Source organism: Sphaerisporangium sp. NPDC051017 (assembly GCF_040683095.1).
GTDB lineage: Bacteria > Actinomycetota > Actinomycetes > Streptosporangiales > Streptosporangiaceae > Sphaerisporangium.
In genome coordinates this window covers 95886-112362 of sequence record NZ_JBFBCI010000009.1, presented here as the reverse complement: position 1 = coordinate 112362, position 16477 = coordinate 95886, and the positions used below count along the sequence as shown (strand labels likewise).

12 protein-coding genes are annotated in these 16477 nt (G+C 73.5%); 9 read left to right on the top strand and 3 right to left on the bottom strand.

Annotated features, from left to right (window positions below; translation table 11 throughout):
• Positions 1-78: 78 nt before the first annotated feature.
• Positions 79-873, bottom strand: coding sequence for an SAM-dependent methyltransferase (locus AB0M95_RS10975; protein WP_363762214.1), 795 nt, complete (start codon positions 871-873; stop codon positions 79-81).
• A gap of 817 nt (positions 874-1690) precedes the next feature.
• Here AB0M95_RS10975 and AB0M95_RS10970 point away from each other — a divergent pair.
• The 3 genes from AB0M95_RS10970 to AB0M95_RS10960 all read left to right on the top strand — a co-directional run bounded on the left by AB0M95_RS10970 (position 1691) and on the right by AB0M95_RS10960 (position 5240).
• Complete coding sequence (locus AB0M95_RS10970) at positions 1691-2581, top strand: SCO3242 family prenyltransferase (protein ID WP_363762049.1); 891 nt, start codon at positions 1691-1693, stop codon at positions 2579-2581.
• 107 nt (positions 2582-2688) lie between these two features.
• Positions 2689-3858, top strand: a complete 1170-nt coding sequence (eboE, locus tag AB0M95_RS10965) for a metabolite traffic protein EboE (RefSeq protein ID WP_363762047.1) — start codon at positions 2689-2691, stop codon at positions 3856-3858.
• On the top strand, positions 3855-5240 hold the full coding sequence (locus AB0M95_RS10960; protein ID WP_363762045.1) for a nucleotide pyrophosphatase/phosphodiesterase family protein: 1386 nt from the start codon (positions 3855-3857) through the stop codon (positions 5238-5240). The genes eboE and AB0M95_RS10960 overlap by 4 nt, the downstream gene beginning before the upstream one ends.
• 176 nt (positions 5241-5416) lie before the next feature.
• On the opposite strand, the gene AB0M95_RS10955 is transcribed toward AB0M95_RS10960, so the two are convergent.
• Entirely contained in the window at positions 5417-6583 is a 1167-nt protein-coding gene (locus AB0M95_RS10955) for a Gfo/Idh/MocA family oxidoreductase (RefSeq protein WP_363762043.1), read from the bottom strand.
• Positions 6584-6749: 166 nt separating this feature from the next.
• Here AB0M95_RS10955 and AB0M95_RS10950 point away from each other — a divergent pair, with 166 nt between their 5' ends.
• The 6 genes from AB0M95_RS10950 to AB0M95_RS10925 all read left to right on the top strand — a co-directional run bounded on the left by AB0M95_RS10950 (position 6750) and on the right by AB0M95_RS10925 (position 15967).
• Entirely contained in the window at positions 6750-7934 is a 1185-nt protein-coding gene (locus AB0M95_RS10950) for an ROK family protein (protein WP_363762212.1), read from the top strand.
• A 161-nt stretch (positions 7935-8095) separates the two neighbouring features.
• On the top strand, positions 8096-9520 hold the full coding sequence (locus AB0M95_RS10945; RefSeq protein WP_363762041.1) for a DNRLRE domain-containing protein: 1425 nt from the start codon (positions 8096-8098) through the stop codon (positions 9518-9520).
• 121 nt (positions 9521-9641) lie between these two features.
• The gene (locus tag AB0M95_RS10940) at positions 9642-10670 is read left to right on the top strand and encodes a hypothetical protein (RefSeq protein WP_363762039.1); all 1029 of its coding nucleotides are present in this window, start codon (positions 9642-9644) and stop codon (positions 10668-10670) included.
• A gap of 118 nt (positions 10671-10788) precedes the next feature.
• The gene (locus tag AB0M95_RS10935) at positions 10789-12567 is read left to right on the top strand and encodes an ABC transporter ATP-binding protein (protein WP_363762037.1); all 1779 of its coding nucleotides are present in this window, start codon (positions 10789-10791) and stop codon (positions 12565-12567) included.
• Entirely contained in the window at positions 12564-14675 is a 2112-nt protein-coding gene (locus AB0M95_RS10930) for an ABC transporter ATP-binding protein (protein ID WP_363762035.1), read from the top strand. Before AB0M95_RS10935 ends, AB0M95_RS10930 begins: the two co-directional genes overlap by 4 nt.
• Positions 14676-14893: 218 nt before the next feature.
• Positions 14894-15967, top strand: a complete 1074-nt coding sequence (locus tag AB0M95_RS10925; RefSeq protein WP_363762033.1) for an iron-siderophore ABC transporter substrate-binding protein — start codon at positions 14894-14896, stop codon at positions 15965-15967.
• Positions 15968-16100: 133 nt separating this feature from the next.
• Here AB0M95_RS10925 and AB0M95_RS10920 read toward each other — a convergent pair whose 3' ends face one another.
• Complete coding sequence (locus tag AB0M95_RS10920; protein ID WP_363762031.1) at positions 16101-16310, bottom strand: MbtH family protein; 210 nt, start codon at positions 16308-16310, stop codon at positions 16101-16103.
• Positions 16311-16477 lie beyond the last annotated feature (167 nt).

The following is a 16477-nucleotide window of genomic DNA, read 5'->3' as shown; positions in this document are numbered from 1 at the left end:
GCGCGGGGCCGGCCCGCGGGGGCGCGAACGCGGGCCGGTCAGCGCGGCACGCCGGCGGCTCCGGCATGCCGATGAGAATCAGGGCTTTCGGGCGACGCCGCCCCACGCGTCGACATCGACCACCGCGACGGAGGGATCGATCTCCGGCCGCCACTGGGCGATCGGCACCACGCCCGGCTCCAGCAGCTCCAGCCCGTCGAAGAAGCCGGCGAGCTCGGCCGGCGTCCGCAGGTGGTAGGGCACGGCGCCGGTGTCGTTGTACTGCTGGGTCGCCTCCAGGTTGGCCACGCTGGTGTCGGCGCTGTCGTTGAAGGCCAGGTGGCTGCCGGGCGGCAGCCCGTCCATCAGCCGCCGCACGAGGGCGTGCGCCTCGGCGGTGCCGGCGATGTGCCCGGTGATCTGCATCAGGATGAGGCCGACCGGCCGGTCGAGGTCCAGGGTGCGGGAGGCGGCCTTCAGGATCGCCTCCGGGTCGTGCAGGTCGGCGTCGATGAAGCTGGTGACGCCCTGCGGGGCGCTGGCGAGCAGCGCGTTGGCGTGCACCAGCACCAGCGGGTCGTTGTCGACGTACACCACCCGTGCGTCCGGGGCCACCCGCTGGGCGACCTCGTGGGTGTTGTCCACGGTGGGCAGGCCCGTCCCGACGTCCAGGAACTGGCGGATCCCGGCCTCACCGGCCAGATACCGCACGGCCCGGCTGAGGAAGTGCCGAGAGGCCTGGGCCAGCTCGGCGATGCCGGGGAAGACCTGCGCGAACTGGTCGCCCGCCTCCCGGTCGACGGGATAGTTGTCCCGGCCGCCCAGCCAGTAGTTCCAGATGCGGGCGGAGTGCGGCACCGAGGTGTCGATCTTCTGATGCTCCGGGGCGGGCATCGCGGCGTCGTCCGTCACGGAAGGTCACTCCTGGTCGGCTCGTCCTGGTTCACGAGCACCAACGTAGATCATGAAGGGATGTCGAGCCAGGCGATCGGAGCGTCTCACCATTTCGGACGCTAATTCCGGGTTCCGGCCGCCTCGCTCACGACATCAGGTCACGCCCGTAGGCCAGCAGCGTCTCTGATTGGCTTAGCGATCCTGTGCGTTACACAGAATCAAGGCACAACGAGCTGCCCGGTATTCACCGATCGTCTTCGTGCCCTGGTGCCGGCAACCGGAGCCGCCGGCCCGTCGAGCACGTCCCTCCGGACGCTGACCGGCCAAGCGTGCACAGCCTGGACCGGGGAGGGTGCCCGACGTCGCCTGGGCGCCGGGCGTGCGGGTAACAGTATGCCACGACCTAACTACGATTCGCTAATCGAATCGGAAAGCCTGGCAGCGGATCCCAGTCCAGCTCGGGCCGGCGCGTGAAGCCCTCGGCGAGGTACACCCGCCGCGCGGAGGTCATTGCGGGCTGATCATGGCGGCATTCAACCAGCCGCGATCGGGGCAAGGGCCGCGGGGTCCCGCGCCACGGGGACGCCGTCCCGCGCACCGACCGTATGGGCGCCACCCGGCGGAGACCGCGGGACGTTCCTCACCAGTAGGGACAGACACCACCACAGGGGTAGAGAGCCGGACACAGGCATTGACCATGGAGCAATACCGTCGTAACAATATGGACGTCTCGCGCTCAGCGGTGGTGGCACGTCGATGAGCCGAATGTTCCGCCCCTGACGCGTTCGGCGCGCGCGTCCCCACGAAGGGACCACCAGTGACCGACCGTGAACCCCGGGGCGGGTTACCCGACGCGCGGACCCTGGCCGAGCTGGTACGGGCCCCCGCCGCGCTGACCGTCCCCGGCGACGTGCTGGCGGGCGCGGCGGCGTCCGGCTGGCCGTACGGCGGCCGGTCCGCCGGGCTCGTGGCGAGCTCCGTCTGCCTGTACTGGGCGGGGATGGCCCTCAACGACTACGCCGACCGCGAGATCGACAAGGAGGAACGGCCCGGGCGGCCGATCCCCTCCGGGCGGGTGACCCCCGGGTTCGCGCTGGGCACGGCGGCGGGGCTGACCGCCGCGGGCGTCGCCGCCGCGGGCCTCGCGGGCGGACGCTCGGCGCTGAAGGTCGCGGTCCCGCTCGCCGGGGCCGTCTGGGCGTACGACATGGCACTGAAGAACACGCCCGCCGGGCCGGTCGCGATGGCCGCCGCGCGCACGCTGAACGTCCTGCTCGGCGCGGGCGGCAGGCGGGCCGCGCTGCCGCAGGCGCTGACGGTCGGCGCGCACACCCTGAGCCTCACCGTGCTGTCGCGCGGCGAGGTGCACGGCACCCGCAAGGAGGTGCCGCTGGCCGGGCTCGCCGGGACGGCCGCCATCGCCGGGGTGGCGGCGCTCGCCGGACGGCGAGGCGTGCCGGCGCCCGCGCGGGCCGCCGCCGCCGCGCTCGCCACCGTCTACGGCGCGGCGGTCGGCGGGCCGCAGTCGTCCGCCGTGCAGCAGCCGACGCCGGGGCGCGTGCGCAAGGCGGTCGGCGCCGGGATCCTCGGCCTGATCCCCTTGCAGGCGGCGCTCGTGGCCCGCAACGGCTCGATGGCCGCCGCCGCCGGCGTGCTCGCGGCGTTCCCGCTGGCCCGCCGGTTGTCCAGGAAGGTGTCACCGACGTAAGCCGTACCGGTCGCGGGACCCGCTTCCGGGCCCTCGCGGCCGGCACGCGCCTGGGCAGGCAAGTGAGTCCTCGCGGACGGCTCCGGACCCCGCGGGAAAGGTGAGAGATGCGGTTCCTGCACCGCGACGGCACGGTCGTGCACGTCGCCTACTGCACCAACGTCCATCCGGCCGAGGACCTGGACGGGGTGCTCGCCCAGCTCGCCCGCTTCGGCGAGCCCGTACGGGAACGGCTCGGCGCCGGCCGCCTCGGGCTGGGCTTATGGCTGGCCCGCGACGTCGCCTCCGCGCTCGCCTCCGATCCGGCCGCGGTGGACCGGCTGCGCGCCGAGCTGGACGCGCGCGGCCTGGAGGTGGTCACCCTCAACGCGTTCCCGTACAAGGGGTTCCACGACCCCGTCGTGAAGCGCGCGGTGTACTCCCCCGACTGGAGCGAGCGGCCCCGCCTGCGCTACACGCTGGACGTGGCCTCCGTGCTCGCCCGGCTGCTGCCCGGCGACGCCCGGCGCGGCAGCGTCTCGACCCTGCCGCTGGCCTGGCGCGACCCGTGGGACCACGACCGGGCGGAGGCCGCCCGCCGCCACCTCGCCGAACTGGCGGACGGGCTGGCGAAGCTGTCCGCCGAGACCGGCCGCGTCGTGCGGGTCGCGATGGAACCCGAGCCCGGCTGCGTCGTCGAGACCACCGGCCAGGCCGCCGCGCTGCTCGCCGCCGCCGACCACGAGTGGATCGGCGTCTGCCTGGACGTGTGCCACCTGGCGGTGGCGTTCGAGGACCCGCGCGAGGCCCTGGCCCGGCTCGGCGCGGCCGGCCTGCCGGTGGTGAAGACGCAGGCGTCGGCCGCGCTGCACGTGGACGACCCGGCGGACCCGGCGACCCGCGCGGAGCTGGCCCGCTTCGACGAGCGGCGCTTCCTGCACCAGACCCGCGAGAACGGCCCTGGCGGGGTGCTGGCCACCGACGACCTCGACGAGGCGCTGGCCGGCGGCCTGCCGGAGCACGGCCCGTGGCGGGTGCACTTCCACCTGCCGCTGCACGCCGCGCCGGAGCCCCCACTGGCGAGCACGTCCGCCGTCCTGGGGGACACGCTGGACGCGCTGCTGGGCGGACCGGCCGCGCTCACCGACCACGTCGAGGTCGAGACCTACACCTGGCAGGTGCTGCCCGAGGGCAGCCGCCCCACGGGCGACGACGGCCTCGTCCAGGGCCTCGCCGCGGAACTTGACTGGACACGGGCCCGCCTGCTGGCGCTCGGACTTGAGGAGATCAACGCATGACCAGGCAACTCGTCGTCCTCGACGTCGTCGGCGTCACGCCGCGGCTGCTGGCGGACATGCCCAACCTGCGGCGGCTGGCCGCCGAGGGATTCCAGGCGAACCTGCGGACGATCCTGCCCGCGGTCACCTGCTCGGTGCAGTCGACGCTGCTGACGGGCCTGATGCCGCGCGACCACGGCGTGGTCGGCAACGGCTGGTACTTCCGCGACCTCGGCGAGGTCTTCCTGTGGCGCCAGCACAACGCGCTGGTCCAGGGCGACAAGCTGTGGGACGCCGCCCGCGCCGCCGCCCCCGGCTGGAACGTCGCCAACGTGTGCTGGTGGTACGCGATGGGCGCGGCGACCGACGTGGTCGTCACGCCGCGGCCCGTCTACCACGCCGACGGGCGCAAGTCCCCCGACTGCTACACCCGCCCGCCGCGGCTGCACGACGAGCTCACCCGCGAGCTCGGGCCGTTCCCGCTGTTCACCTACTGGGGCCCGACGGCCGACATCACCTCCTCGCGGTGGATCGTCAACGCCGCGCGGCGCATCCTCGACCGCGAGAACCCCGACTGCCTCCTGGTCTACGTCCCGCACCTCGACTACGACCTCCAGCGGTTCGGCCCCGACTCGCCGCAGGCCGTCCAGGCCGCGCGGGACGTGGACGCCGAGCTCGGACCGCTGCTGGACGACGCCCGGGCGCGGGGCGCGGCGGTCGTGGCACTGTCGGAGTACGGCATCACGACGGCGCGCCGGCCCGTCGACGTCAACCGGGCGCTGCGCCGCGCCGGCCTGCTGGAGGTCTACGTCCAGGACGGGGGCGAGCTGCTCGACCCGTGGACCTCGCGCGCGTTCGCGGTGTCCGACCACCAGATCGCGCACGTCTACGTGCGCGACCCGGCCGACGTCAAGCGTGTCCGCGACATCTGCGCCGAACTGCCGGGCGTGGACGAGGTGCTGACGATGGAGGGGAAGATCCAGCACGGGCTGGACCACGAGCGGTCGGGAGAGCTGGTGCTGGTCGCCGAGCCGGACGCCTGGTTCACCTATTACTACTGGCTGGACGACGACCACGCCCCGGACTTCGCGCGCAACGTCGAGATCCACCGCAAGCCCGGCTACGACCCGGCCGAGCTGTTCATGGACCCGCAGGACCCGCTGGTCAAGGCCAGGGCCGCCACGGCGCTCGTCCGCAAGAAGCTCGGGATGCGCTACTCGATGCAGGTCGTCCCGCTGGACCCGTCCTGCGTGGGCGGCTCGCACGGGCGGCTGCCGGACGACCCGGCGGACGGACCGGTGCTGCTGTGCTCGGACCCCTCGCTCGGGCGCGACGAGATCGCGGCGACGGAGGTGAAGGACCTGCTGCTGCGCCTTGCCGGGCTTCCCGGCGCCTCGGCGTGAGCGGGGGCGGCGGCGCCTGAAAACGCGCCGCCGCCCGTAAGGCCCGGTCGGGTGGCACTCACCGGCTCTCCGTCTCGGCGCGACGGTGGGCCGGCGACCTGGCCGGGGCACTTGCGGGCGGCGGGCTCTCGGCCCCCCTGGGCGGGCCCGGTGATCAGCGGGTGATCACCGGGCGATCAGACGGCGGTCCAGCGGCTTTCCTCGGCGGCGCTGCGCTCGACGGCGGCCAGCACGCGCTGCACGTGCAGGCCGTCCTCGAAGGACGGCGCGGGGTCGGTCCCCTCGCCGATCGCCTCCAGGAAGTCGCGTACCTCGTGGACGAAGGTGTGCTCGTAGCCGAGGCCGTGCCCCGGCGGCCACCAGGCCCCGGCGTAGGGGTGGCCGGCCTCGGTGACGAGGATGCGCCGGAAGCCGGAGTCCTCGGCCGGGATCGTGTGGTCGTGGTACCACAGCTCGTTGAGCGACTCGAAGTCGAAGGCCAGGCTGCCGAGCGAGCCGCTGACCTCGACGCGCAGCGCGTTCTTGCGGCCGGCGGCGAAGCGGGTCGCCTCGAAGGACGCGATGGCGCCGCCGGAGAACCGCCCGAGGAACAGGGCCGCGTCGTCGACCGTGACCGGGCCCTTGCCGTCCGCGAGTCCCTGGCCGGTGAGACCGGCGGAGTCGCCGGCGTACGGGCGTTCCTTGACGAAGGTCTCGGTCAGGCCGGACACGCCGGTGAGCCTGTCACCGAGGATGAACTCGGCGGTGTCGATGACGTGCGCGCCGATGTCGCCGAGCGCGCCGGACCCGGCCTTGTCCTTCTGAAGCCGCCACACCAGGGGGAACTCGGGGTCGGCGAGCCAGTCCTGGAGGTAGACACCGCGCACCGAGCGGATCTCGCCGAGCCGCCCCTCGGCGACGTACCGGCGGGCGAGCGCGACGGCGGGCACGCGGCGGTAGTTGAACGCCACCATGCTGCGCACGCCCCTGGCCGCCGCCGCGCGCGCCGCCTCGGCCATCGCCTCGGCCTCGGCGACGGTGTTGGCCAGCGGCTTCTCGCACAGGACGTGCTTGCCCGCCTCCAGGGCTGCGAGGGCGATCTCGGCGTGGGAGTCGCCGGGCGTGCAGATGTCGACGATGTGGACGTCCTCGCGGGTGAGGAGGTCCTTCCAGTCGGTCTCGACCGACGCCCATCCGAGGGTGCGCGCGGCCTCGGCCGTGCGCTCCGGGGATCGTCCCGCGAGCGCGGTCATCGCGGGGGCCAGGGGGAGGTCGAAGAACGCGCCGACGCCGCGCCACGCCTGCGAGTGCACGCGTCCCATGAACGCGTACCCGACCATGCCGACGCCGATCGACCGCTTCACGATCGACCCGATCGCGCCCGGCTCATGTTCTTCATAATCCGGGATGTTATGGACGACTTATGCCGACCGTCAAGCAAAACTCATGGCATATCTAGCATAATGACTGTCGAAAACGTCAGAAGTGAACGCTTCTGCTGCGAGCAAAGGAGCCGCCGTGAGCAGCGGCATGCCGACCGAGCCGGACGGGCACCTCACAGCGGGCACGGGAGCGGGCACCCTGCTCGCGATCCTGCGGGACGGGCGCGCGCGCACCCGGGCCGAGCTCACCCAGCTCACCGGGCTGGCCAGGTCCACGGTGTCCCAGCGGCTCGACGCGCTGCTCGCGCAGCGGTGGATCGTGCCCGCGGACGACGCCGTGTCCTCCGGCGGGCGCCCGGCCGTGGCGTTCGCATTCAACCACGGCGGGCGCGTCGTGGCCGCGGCCGACCTCGGCGTCACGCACGCGCGGGTCGCCCTCACCGACCTGGCCGGGACCCTCCTCGCCGAACGCACCGCCGACGTGACCATCGCCCGCGGACCCGAGACGACGCTGGGGTGGGTCGTCGAGACCGTCGAAGCGCTCCTCGCCGAGATCGGGACGGAGCGGTCCCGGTTGTGCGGCGTGGGGATCGGCCTGCCCGGTCCCGTCGAGCACGCGACCGGACGCCCGGTGAACCCGCCCATCATGCCCGGGTGGCACGACTTCCCGGTGCCGGAGTGGCTGGAGGCGCGGCTCGCCACGCCCGTCCTGGTGGACAACGACGTGAACATCATGGCCCTCGGCGAGCACCGGGCGGCGCGGCCCGACGCCGAGCACCTCATCTTCGTGAAGATCGGCACCGGCATCGGCTGCGGCATCATCTCCGAGCGCCGCCTGCACCGCGGGGCCCAGGGCGCGGCGGGCGACATCGGCCACATCCGCGTCACCTCGGCGGGCGACGTCATCTGCCGGTGCGGCAACACCGGCTGCCTGGAGGCGGGCGCGGGCGGCGGCACGCTCGCGGCGCGGCTGCGCGAGGCCGGGCTGGAGGCGACCGGCAGCAGGGACGTCGTGCGGCTGGTCCGGGGAGGCAACCTGCTGGCCCTGCAGCTCATCCGGCAGTCCGGGCGGGACGTCGGCGACGTGCTGGCCGCGCTGGTGAACTTCTTCAACCCGGCGGCGATCGTCCTCGGCGGCGACCTGGCCGAGGCGGGCGAGCACGTCCTGGCCGGGGTCCGCGAGGTGGTCTACAGCCGGTCGCTGCCACTGGCCACCCAGCACCTGACGATCAGCATCAGCGACCTCGGCGACCGCGCGGGCGTGCTCGGCGCGGCCCTGATGGTCATCGACCACGTCCTGGCCCCGGCCGCCGTCGACCGCACGGTCACCTGACCCGTCCGACGCGCCCGGCAGTGCTTGACAAGCCGCGTGGAGGCGCGGTCATCCTGTCATTAACGTGCTGGACCCCCTGTGATTCACTCGTGCTCATCGGGCTGAGCAACGGACGATCTACCGTCCGGGGTGCCCCACCCCCCGTTGCACGAGGAGCACACATGTTCCGACGCAAGGCCTTCACGGCGGCGTCAGCGGCGGTCGCCGCAGGCGCGGCGCTGATCACCGCCGTGACCGTTTCGGGTGGCGTCGCCAACGCGGCGACCACCACCTTCACCCCCGTGGCCGACACCTACGTCGACAACAGCGCCACCGGCACCAACTACGGCACCTCCGCCCAGCTCGGCGTGGACAACTCGCCGGTCAAGCGGATGTTCCTGCGCTTCACCGTGTCCGGCGTGTCCGGCACGGTCACCGGCGCCAAGCTGCGCGTCCACACCGACGACGTGGCCGGCTCCGAGAGCCCGAGCGGCGGCACGTTCAAGCGGATGAGCAACAACACCTGGTCCGAGACCGGCACGACGTGGAACGCCCAGCCGTCCATCGACGGCGCCACGCTCGGCACGCTCGGCTCGGTGGCCCGCAACGCCTGGTACGAGATCGACGTGACGTCGTACGTGACCGGCAACGGCACCTACAGCATCGGCGTCACCTCCTCCAACAACGACGGCGCCGACTACGACTCGCGAGAGAGCGGGAGCGCCACGGCGCCGCAGCTCGTGGTGACCACCGACACCGTCCCCAGCCCGTCCCCGTCCCCGACCGTCACCACTCCCCCGCCCTCCGGTGACCCGGTGCTGGTCGGCGCGGGCGACATCGCCGACTCCGGGTCGGGCGACACCGCCACGGCGGCGCTGCTCGACAACATCCCCGGCACGGTGTTCACCCTCGGCGACAACGTCTACACCAACGGCACCGCCTCGGAGTTCAACACCTACTACGACCCGACGTGGGGCCGTCACAAGGCGCGGACGCGGCCGGTGGCGGGCAACCACGACTACAACACCTCGAACGCGAGCGGCTACTTCGGCTACTTCGGCTCGGCCGCCGGCCAGCAGGGCAAGGGCTACTACTCCTACGACGTCGGCTCGAACTGGCACGTCGTCGTGCTGAACTCCAACTGCTCGGCCATCGGCGGCTGCGGCGCCGGGTCCGCGCAGGAGCAGTGGCTGCGCTCGGACCTGGCCGCCAGCGGCCGGCCGTGCACCGTCGCGATGTGGCACCACCCGCGCTTCACCTCAGGCTCCAACCACGCGCCCGACACCTCGGTGGCGCCGCTCGTGCAGGCCCTGTACGACAACAACGCCGACCTGATCCTGACCGGCCACAACCACCAGTACGAGCGGTTCGCGCCGATCAACCCGTCCAACCAGCTCGACAGCACCCGCGGCATCCGCCACTTCGTGGTCGGGTCCGGCGGTGCGGGCCACTACAGCTTCGGCACGATCCTGCCCAACAGCGAGGTCCGCAACAGCGACACCTACGGCGTCCTCAAGCTGACGCTGCACGCGAACAGCTTCACCTGGCAGTTCGTGCCCCAGTCGGGCAAGACGTTCACCGACAGCGGCACCACCAACTGCCACTGACCGTGTACCTGACCGCTCTGGACAGGAGCGGTGCCGCCGGCGGCCCCATCAGGACCGCCGGCGGCCGTCTCGCCGTCGCGGCCACCACCGCGGTCGCCGTCCTGCTCATCCGGAGGTCACGATGACCCTCAGCCCGCGCACCCGTATCCTCGTGACCGCGCTGGCCGCGCTGCTGCTCGCCGGGGTCGCCATCGCCTACGCCGCGTCCGCGCGGTCGGCGAAGTCGGCCAGGGACCAGGCCGCGGCCGTGCCCTCCGCCCCGGTGGGGAGCGGGCCGCGCCTGCAGGTGCTGACCAACGGCCGCCTGTCGACCGTGTCCAGCGCCGACCCGGGCGGACCGCGCGAGGTCACCGCGCTGGAGTGCGACCGCGCCTACGCCGCCGCCGGCACCGTCGCGTGCCTGAAGCCGGCGGGCCCGCTCAGCGCGACCGCGCTGTCGGTCATGGACACGTCCCTGAAGGAGCGCGCGTCCATCCCGCTGCGGGGCTTCCCGAACCGGCTGCGCGTGTCGGCGTCGGGGCGGATGGTGGCCTGGACGCTGTTCATCGACGGCCATTCGTACGCGACGACCGGCTTCTCCACCCAGGCCGGGATCCTCGACACCCGCACGGGACGGCTCGTGAAGTCGCTGGAGGACTTCAGGATCACCCTGAACGGACGCCCGTACCGCAACCCGGACGCCAACTTCTGGGGCGTCACGTTCGCCGCCGACGACAACCGCTTCTACGCGACCCTCTCCACCGGCGGGCGCCGCCACCTCGTCGAGGGCGACTTCACGGCGCGCACCATGCGGACGCTGCGGGACAACGTCGAGTGCCCGTCCCTGTCCCCCGACGGCACCCGCATCGCCTACAAGTCGGCCGTCGGCGGCGACCCGAAGAAGGGCTGGCGCCTGTCCGTCCTCGACCTGGCGTCCGGGCGCGTCACGCCGCTCGCCGAGACCCGGAGCGTGGACGACCAGCCGGCGTGGCTGGACGACCGCACGATCGCCTACGCACTGCAGACCGGCGACGGCACCAACAACACCTGGTCGGTCCCCTCCGACGGCACGGGCGCCCCGCGCCTGCTGATCCCCGGCGCGAACTCCCCCTCGACCACCGGTGGCCCCGCGAGCTCGCCCTCGCCTTCCACGAGCCCCGCTAGCCGGTAACGCCCGGCGGAGCCGCTCCCCGAGGTCCCTGGATCGATGCCCCACCGGATCTCGTTCGGCAACGTCAACTTAGTGTAGCCTAACCTAAGTTTGAGCCGGGCGGTCGAAGGGGAGACGTGTGGGCACGTCAGGGCGGGTGGTTCTCGGCCGTGCGATCAAAGGACAGTGGCGGGACGTCGCCTTCGGCTCGGTGCTCGGCATGGTTCACCAGGCCGGAGAGGCGTTGGTCCCCGTCCTGATCGGCGTCGTGGTCGACCAGGCCATCGCCCGCGGCGACCTCGGCGCGCTGCTGCGCTGGCTCGCCGTCCTCGCCGTCGTCTACCTCGCCCTGTCGTTCGGCTTCCGCTTCGGCGCCCGCGCCGGGGAACGCGCCGCCGAGCGGGCAGCCCACGCGCTGCGCGTCGCGCTCGTCGGCCGCGTGCTCGACCCCGGCGGCGGCGCCGAGGACGGCCGCCCGCCCGGCGCGCTGACCTCCATCGCCACCGAGGACGCCCGCCGCGCCGGCGCCGTCGCCATGGCGCTGATGTTCGCCGTCTCGGCCCTCGCCGGGCTGCTGGTCGGCGCCGTGGCGCTGCTGCGCACCTCGGTGCCGCTCGGCCTGACCGTGCTGGCCGGCACGCCGCTGCTGCTCTGGCTCGGGCACCTGCTCAGCAAGCCGCTGGAGCGGCGCAGCGAGGCCGAGCAGGAGCGCGCCGCGCACGCCTCCGGCGTCGCCGCCGACCTGGTGGCCGGGCTACGGGTGCTCAAGGGGATCGGCGCCGAGGCCGCCGCGGTCGCCCGCTACCGGCGCACCAGCCGCGACTCGCTGGCGGCCACCCTGCGGGCGACACGCGCCGAGGCCCTCCAGAAGGGCGTGGTGCTCGCGCTCACCGGGATCTTCATCGGCGTCGTGGCCCTGGTGGGAGGACGCCTCGCCGCGCAGGGCGACATCAGCCTGGGGCAGCTCGTCTCGGCGGTCGGGCTCGCGTTGTTCCTGCTCGGGCCGCTGGAGACGTTCTCCTGGGTGAACGCCGAGTTCGCGCGGGGGCGCGCGTCGGCGGCGCGCGTCGCCGAGGTCCTCGCCGCTCCCCCGGCCGTCGCCCCCGGAGGCCGTCCGCCGGCCGTGCCGGTACGCGGCGCGGTGCGGCTGCGCGGCGTCGCCTGCGGCGGGTTGCGCGACCTCGACCTGGACATCCCCGCCGGGGAGACGCTCGGCGTCGCCGCCACCGACCCGGCCGACGCCGCCGCCCTGCTGGACTGCCTCGGCCGCCGGTCCGACCCCGAGGCCGGAACGGTCGAACTGGACGGCGTCCCCCTGCGCGACCTCTCCCCGGCCGGCCTGCGCACGGCGATCCTGGTCGCCGCCCACGACGCCGACCTGTTCGCCGGCATCCTCCGCGCCAACCTCACGGCCGCGCTCCACGCCGACCCCCTGGACGACGGCGGCGCCCCTGGGACGCGGAACGACGGCCTCGCACTTGAAGACGACGGATCCACACTGCAGGACGAGCCCCGGCCGCCGGAGCACGACACCCCGGCGATGGTGGCGGCCGCGGCCGACGAGGTCGCCCGCGCGCTGCCGGACGGCCTGGACTCGCTGATCAGCGAACATGGGCGGTCACTGTCGGGCGGGCAGCGCCAGCGGGTCGCCCTGGCCCGCGCCCTGGCCGCCGACCGGCCCGTCCTGGTCCTGCACGACCCGACCACGGCGGTCGACGCCGTCACCGAGGCCCGGATCGCGGCCGGGATCCGCGACCTGCGCCGGGGCCGCACGACGATCCTGGTGACCACCAGCCCCGCGCTGCTCGCCGTCGCCGACCGGGTCGTCCTCCTCGACGCCGGGCGCGTCACCGGCCCGTCCTCGCACACCGACCTGCTCCGGGACGACATCACCTACCGCACGGCGGTCCTGGCATGAACGACGGCACCACCCTTGGCACACCGGAGACTCCCGTGGCCCTCGAAGAGACCACCGCACCCGTGGCGCCCGTGAGGGCCGGGTCCAGGTCGGGTGGCGGCGCCGGGCGTGAGCTGTTGCCCACCGCGACACCCCGGCGGACACGGGCCGCCGTGCGCGAACTGCTGCGTCCCCATCGCGGGCTCGCGGCGGGCGGGTTCGCCGTCATGGTGGCGGCGACCGCGATCGGGCTGATGACGCAGCCGCTGCTCGGACGGGTCGTGGACCTGGTCGCCGACCGGCGCCCCGCCGCGCTGACCGTGCCCGTGGTGCTGCTGGTGGTCGTCGCGGTCACGCAGGGACTGGCCACGGCGCTCGGCCTCTCGCTGGTCTCCCGGCTCGGCGAGACGGTACTGGCCCGGCTGCGCGAACGGTTCGTCGACCGGGCTCTGCACCTCCCCCTGGAGCAGGTGGAACGGGCGGGCTCGGGCGACCTGACCGCGCGCGTCACCGCCGACGTCGCCCGGGTGGCCGAGGCGGTGCGCACCGCGCTGCCCGAACTGGCCCGCTCGCTGCTCGCCATCGTGCTGACCCTCGCCGCGATGGCCGTGCTCGACTGGCGGTTCCTGGTCGCCGCGCTGGTGGCCGTCCCCGTCCAGCTCCACACCGCGCGCTGGTACGTCCGCCGGGCCGTCCCGCTGTACGCCGAACAGCGCGTCGCCGCCGGGGACATGCAGCAGCAACTGCTCGACACCATCGGCGGCGCCGCCACCGTCCGGGCGTTCCGCCTGGAGCGGGACCACGCCGGGAAGACGGCCGAGCGGTCGAGGGCTGCGCTGGATCTCACCATGCGCGGCGTCGGCCTGGTGCTGCGCTTCTACAGCCGCCTGCACATCGCCGAGTACGCGGGTCTGGCCGCGGTGCTGCTCGCCGGGCTCCTGCTCGTGCGCGGCGGGTCGGCCTCCATCGGCACGGCGACCGCCGCCGCCCTCTACTTCCACAGTCTGTTCGGCCCGATCAACTCCGCCCTGGTCCTGATGGACGACGCCCAGGTCGCCGCCGCCGGCCTCGCCCGCCTCGTCGGCGTCACCGACCTGCCCGCCCCTGAGGCTCCGCGCCCGGCCACGCGCGCCGGACACACCACCGCTCCGCGCCCGGGACACCCCCCCGCACCCCACGCCCATGGCCCGGGCACGAACGGGTCGCACGCGAACGGAGCCGGCACGAGCGGGTCGCGCTCCGACGGGACGGGCTCCGACGGGACGGGCGCGGTCGTGACGGGCTCTGACAGGACGGGCGCGGTCGTGACGGTGGCCGGGCTCGGGCACGCGTACGAGCCGGGCAGGCCCGTGCTGCGGGACGTGGACCTCGCCCTCGCGGCGGGCGAGCACGTGGCACTGATCGGCGCGAGCGGGGCGGGCAAGACGACCCTCGCCAAGCTCGTCGCCGGCGTCCACACCCCCACCACCGGAACCGTCCGCGTGACCGTACCCTCCCGCCCCGGGACCGACGACGGCGGATCCGACCCGAGCAACCTGACGATCCAGACCAACCAGGCCTCCAGGATCGACCCGGATGTCATGCTGGTCACGCAGGAGACGCACGTCTTCGCCGGGCCCCTCGCCGACGACCTGCGGCTCGCCATGCCGGAGGCGACCGACGACGAACTGCGCGCGGCGCTCGACCGCGTCGGAGCGCTCGGCTGGGCCGAGACCCTGCCCGAGGGCCTGCTCACGGTCGTCGGCGAGGGCGGTCACCGCCTCACCGCCGCGCAGGTGCAGCAGCTCGCCCTGGCCCGGATGGTGCTGGCCGATCCCCCGGTCGCGGTGCTCGACGAGGCGACGGCCGAGGCCGGAAGCGCCGGCGCCCGTGTGCTGGAGCGGTCCGCCGAGCGGGCGATCGAGGGCCGTACCGCCCTGATCGTCGCCCATCGCCTCACCCAGGCCGCCACGGCGGACCGCGTCGTCGTCATGGACGGCGGCCGCGTCGTCGAGAGCGGCCGCCACGACGAGCTGCGCGCGGCCGGCGGGCCCTACGCCGTGCTGTGGGAGGCGTGGTCACAGGCCCGCCCCGTCCTTCCCCCGGACCAGGACCCGCACCCGCCGTCCGATCCATCCCTTCGCCGGTAAGCCGCACCCGCCGCACAACCTGTCCCTCAACCGATTAGCCGCACCGGCCGCACAATCTCCCTTCCACTCCATGAGCCACATGCGCCGCACAACTTATCCCTCGGCCGACGAGCCGCACCGGCCGCGCGACTTGCCGCCCAGCCCATGAGCCCGTACCCGCCGCACAGCTTCCCCCAGCCATGACCCGCACCAGCTGATCTGACACGAAGGAACCCCTGATGCTCCGCACCCTGAGAGGCGGCCGGACGGCCGCGGCTCTCGCGTCCGTCCTGCTCTTCGGCGCCGTCGCCGCCTGCGGCTCGAGCCCGGGTTCCGGTACCGCCGGGTCCACCGCCCCCGCCGCCACCGGCTCCGCGCCGGCGTCCGCCGCCTTCCCGGTGACCATCGAGCACAAATTCGGCAGTACGACCATCTCCGCCGCGCCCAAGCGGGTCGTCACGGTCGGCCTGACCGACCAGGACGCCGTGGTGGCGCTGGGCACGGTCCCGGTCGGCACCACCGAGTGGCTCGGCGGCTATCCGGGCGCGATCGGCCCGTGGGCGAGCACGAAGCTGAACGGCGCCACCGCCCCGACCGTGCTCAAGGACACCGGCACCGGCCCGCAGGTGGAGAAGATCGCCGCCCTCGCCCCGGACCTGATCCTCGCGGTGTACTCGGGGGTGACGAAGGAGCAGTACGAGACCCTGTCGAAGATCGCCCCGGTGGTGGCCCAGCCGAAGGAGTACAACGACTACGGGGTTCCGTGGCAGCGGCAGACCGAGGTCATCGGCCGGGCACTCGGGAAGGAGGCCGAGGCCGAGGCCCTGGTCAAGGGGGTCGAGGACCGCTTCGCCGCGGCGAAGGCCGAGCACCCGGAGTTCGTGGGAGCGACCGGCGTCATCGCCACCCCCTACGAAGGGGTATTCGTATTCGGCTCGCAGGACGGCCGCTCGCGCGTCCTCACCTCGCTCGGCTTCACGATCCCGGAGGGCCTGGACAAGGCGGTCGGGGACCGGTTCGGCGCGAACATCAGCAAGGAGCGGACCGACCTGCTCGACGCCAAGTCCATCGTGTGGATCGTCGGCGACCCGGCCACGGACCCGGCCAAGCTCCACCAGGACAAGCTGTACGCCGACCTCGACGTGGTCAAGCAGGGCCGCGAGGTGTTCGTGAAGGACAGCGGCGACTACGGCAACGCGCTGTCGTTCGTCTCGGTGCTGAGCCTGCCGTACACCCTGGACCGCCTCGTCCCGCAACTCGCCGCCGCCGTGGACGGCGACCCGGCCACCGAGGTCCCGCGACCGCAGTCCTGATCGACGTCCATGCCGTACGCACCCGCCCGGCGCGGCCAGGCGCGGACGACCTCTGGTGGCCGCCGGACCTTTGTCCTGGTCCGGCGGCCACGCCCGTGACGCTGTCTGTCTCGGGTGGTGACGAGCGGTTCTGTCAGCTTGCCTCGCGGTCGGCGAGGCTCTTCGGGCGCATGTCGGTCCAGTTGGTCTCGATGTGGTCCAGGCATTCCTGGCGGGGGCCGGGGCCGTGGACGAGCGTCCAGCCCACCGGGATCTCCCCGAACTCCGGCCACAGGCTGTGCTGGTTCTCGCCGTTGACGAGCACCGAGTACACGCCGTCGGCGTCCTCGAAGGGGTTGGTCACTTTCGTCTCCTCGTGTTGTGGCGTGCCGGGCTCATACTCGCGTGCCGGACTCGTTCTATGTGGTCTGGTCGGTCAGTGGTCGGGGGCGGTCGTGATCTCGTTGTTCGTGGCCTCGCTGTTCGTGACGCGGCCGTTCCGGCCCGGTTGTTCATGGTGCGACGGGCTTG

Bases quoted from the DNA above. Each gene is read 5' to 3' on its own strand.
- AB0M95_RS10930 (WP_363762035.1), top strand. From the start codon at position 12,564: ATGAACGACGGCACCACCCTTGGCACACCGGAGACTCCCGTGGCCCTC.
- AB0M95_RS10940 (WP_363762039.1), top strand. From the start codon at position 9,642: ATGACCCTCAGCCCGCGCACCCGTATCCTCGTGACCGCGCTGGCCGCG.
- AB0M95_RS10960 (WP_363762045.1), top strand. From the start codon at position 3,855: ATGACCAGGCAACTCGTCGTCCTCGACGTCGTCGGCGTCACGCCGCGG.
- AB0M95_RS10950 (WP_363762212.1), top strand. From the start codon at position 6,750: ATGCCGACCGAGCCGGACGGGCACCTCACAGCGGGCACGGGAGCGGGC.
- AB0M95_RS10945 (WP_363762041.1), top strand. From the start codon at position 8,096: ATGTTCCGACGCAAGGCCTTCACGGCGGCGTCAGCGGCGGTCGCCGCA.
- eboE (WP_363762047.1), top strand. From the start codon at position 2,689: ATGCGGTTCCTGCACCGCGACGGCACGGTCGTGCACGTCGCCTACTGC.
- AB0M95_RS10975 (WP_363762214.1), bottom strand. From the start codon at position 873: ATGCCCGCCCCGGAGCATCAGAAGATCGACACCTCGGTGCCGCACTCC.
- AB0M95_RS10925 (WP_363762033.1), top strand. From the start codon at position 14,894: ATGCTCCGCACCCTGAGAGGCGGCCGGACGGCCGCGGCTCTCGCGTCC.